The following is a 2,702-nucleotide window of genomic DNA, read 5'->3' as shown; positions in this document are numbered from 1 at the left end:
GTCATTCCTATATGAATCTGACTGAACTCAAGCAAAAGCCGATTACCGAACTGCTCGAATTGGCCGAACAGATGGGCATAGAAAATATGGCCCGTTCGCGCAAGCAGGACGTGATTTTCTCCCTGCTGAAAAAGCACGCGAAAAGCGGCGAGGAAATCTCCGGTGATGGCGTGCTGGAGATTCTCCAGGACGGCTTCGGCTTCCTCCGCTCTGCAGACGCCTCCTATCTCGCCGGCCCGGACGATATCTACGTCTCGCCGAGCCAGATCCGTCGCTTCAACTTGCGCACCGGTGACACCATCGTTGGCAAGATCCGCCCTCCTAAGGAAGGCGAGCGTTATTTCGCACTGCTCAAGGTCGACACCATCAACTTCGACCGTCCGGAAAACGCGAAGAACAAGATTCTCTTCGAGAACCTGACCCCGCTGTTCCCGACTGTGCGCATGAAGATGGAAGCCGGTAACGGTTCCACCGAAGACTTGACCGGTCGTGTTATCGACCTGTGCGCCCCGATCGGTAAAGGCCAGCGCGGTCTGATCGTTGCACCGCCCAAAGCCGGTAAAACGATCATGCTGCAGAACATCGCCGCGAACATCGCGCGTAACAACCCTGAAGTTCATCTGATCGTGTTGCTGATCGACGAGCGTCCGGAAGAAGTAACCGAAATGCAGCGCACCGTGCGCGGCGAAGTGGTTGCCTCGACGTTCGACGAGCCACCAACCCGTCACGTGCAGGTTGCCGAAATGGTGATCGAGAAGGCCAAGCGCCTGGTCGAACACAAGAAAGACGTGGTGATCCTGCTCGACTCCATCACCCGTCTGGCCCGTGCCTACAACACCGTGATCCCGAGCTCCGGCAAGGTATTGACCGGTGGTGTCGATGCCCACGCCCTGGAGAAACCGAAGCGTTTCTTCGGCGCCGCGCGGAACATCGAAGAAGGCGGCTCGCTGACCATCATCGCCACCGCGCTGGTTGAAACCGGTTCGAAGATGGACGAAGTGATCTACGAGGAGTTCAAAGGCACCGGCAACATGGAACTGCCTCTGGATCGCCGTATCGCTGAAAAACGCGTCTTCCCGGCCATCAACATCAACCGCTCCGGTACCCGCCGCGAAGAGTTGCTGACTGCCGACGACGAGTTGCAGCGCATGTGGATTCTGCGCAAGCTGCTGCACCCGATGGACGAGGTCGCTGCCATCGAGTTCCTGGTCGACAAGTTGAAAACGACCAAGACCAACGATGAGTTCTTCCTGTCGATGAAACGCAAGTAAGTCGAGCAGGCACAAAAAGCCGGGGAAACCCGGCTTTTTGCTATCTGTTTTTTGATCAGGCGGCAGTTCGTGGTTCTGAACCGAAAGGTTCGGCGCTAAACTGCCTGCCCCGAACGCCACGGCCAACACGAGGCTCACGCATGCAGTATCGCGACTTGCGCGACTTTATCAGCGGGCTGGAACAGCGCGGCGAACTAAAGCGCATCCAGATTCCGGTGTCCCCAGTGCTCGAAATGACCGAGGTCTGCGACCGCACCTTGCGCGCCAAAGGCCCGGCCCTGCTATTCGAAAAGCCTACGGGTTATGACATTCCCGTGCTCGGCAACCTGTTCGGCACTCCCGAGCGCGTTGCGTTGGGGATGGGCGCCGAAGCCGTCAGCGAACTGCGCGAGATCGGTAAGTTGCTGGCGTTCCTCAAGGAGCCCGAGCCGCCGAAAGGGCTCAAGGATGCCTGGTCCAAGCTGCCAATTTTCCGCAAGATCATCTCGATGGCGCCGAAGGTCGTCAAAGATGCGATTTGCCAGGAGGTGGTCATTGAAGGCGATGACGTCGACCTCTCGACGCTGCCGGTCCAGACCTGCTGGCCGGGCGACGTCGCCCCGCTGATCACTTGGGGCCTGACCGTCACCAAAGGCCCGAACAAGGATCGCCAGAACCTCGGTATTTACCGTCAGCAAGTGATTGGCCGCAATAAGGTCATCATGCGCTGGCTGAGTCACCGTGGCGGTGCGCTGGATTATCGTGAGTGGTGCGAGAAGCATCCGGGTCAGCCGTTCCCCGTGGCCGTGGCCTTGGGCGCCGACCCTGCGACCATCCTTGGCGCCGTGACACCGGTGCCCGACAGTCTTTCCGAGTACGCCTTCGCTGGCCTGTTGCGTGGCAACCGTACCGAACTGGTGAAGTGTCGCGGCAATGATCTGCAAGTGCCGGCCACCGCCGAAATCATCCTTGAAGGCGTGATTCATCCAGGCGAAATGGCCGATGAAGGTCCGTACGGCGATCACACCGGTTACTACAACGAAGTCGACAGCTTCCCGGTGTTTACCGTCGAGCGCATCACCCATCGAATCAAACCGATCTACCACAGCACCTACACCGGACGTCCACCGGATGAGCCGGCGATTCTCGGCGTGGCGCTGAACGAAGTGTTCGTGCCGATTCTGCAGAAGCAGTTCCCTGAGATCACCGACTTCTACCTGCCGCCCGAAGGCTGCTCGTACCGCATGGCCGTCGTGACCATGAAGAAGTCGTATCCGGGCCATGCCAAGCGGGTAATGCTCGGTGTCTGGTCGTTTTTGCGACAATTCATGTACACCAAGTTCGTTATCGTCACCGACGACGACATCAACGCGCGGGACTGGAACGACGTGATCTGGGCCATTACCACGCGCATGGACCCCAAGCGCGACACGGTGATGATCGAAAATACGC

Annotated in this window: 2 protein-coding genes; both read left to right on the top strand. The window is 58.7% G+C overall.

From position 1 onward, the window contains the following. The first annotated feature begins 11 nt into the window (after positions 1-11). A complete protein-coding gene (rho, locus tag ACRESJ_RS19770) occupies positions 12-1,271 on the top strand; it encodes a transcription termination factor Rho (protein ID WP_003206716.1) in 1,260 nt (419 codons plus the stop codon). Between the two features lie 140 nt (positions 1,272-1,411). Then, the coding region (ubiD, locus tag ACRESJ_RS19765) for a 4-hydroxy-3-polyprenylbenzoate decarboxylase (protein ID WP_431759396.1) at positions 1,412-2,702 on the top strand (1,291 nt) is incomplete at its 3' end.

Origin of the sequence: Pseudomonas sp. (genome assembly GCF_050739655.1) — a bacterium.
GTDB lineage: Bacteria > Pseudomonadota > Gammaproteobacteria > Pseudomonadales > Pseudomonadaceae > Aquipseudomonas.
Note: the sequence above shows the minus strand (reverse complement) of the source record. Positions and strands in the feature narration are given on the sequence as shown.

Coding starts and splice junctions, on each gene's coding strand:
- rho (WP_003206716.1), top strand. CDS start 12: ATGAATCTGACTGAACTCAAGCAAAAGCCGATTACCGAACTGCTCGAA.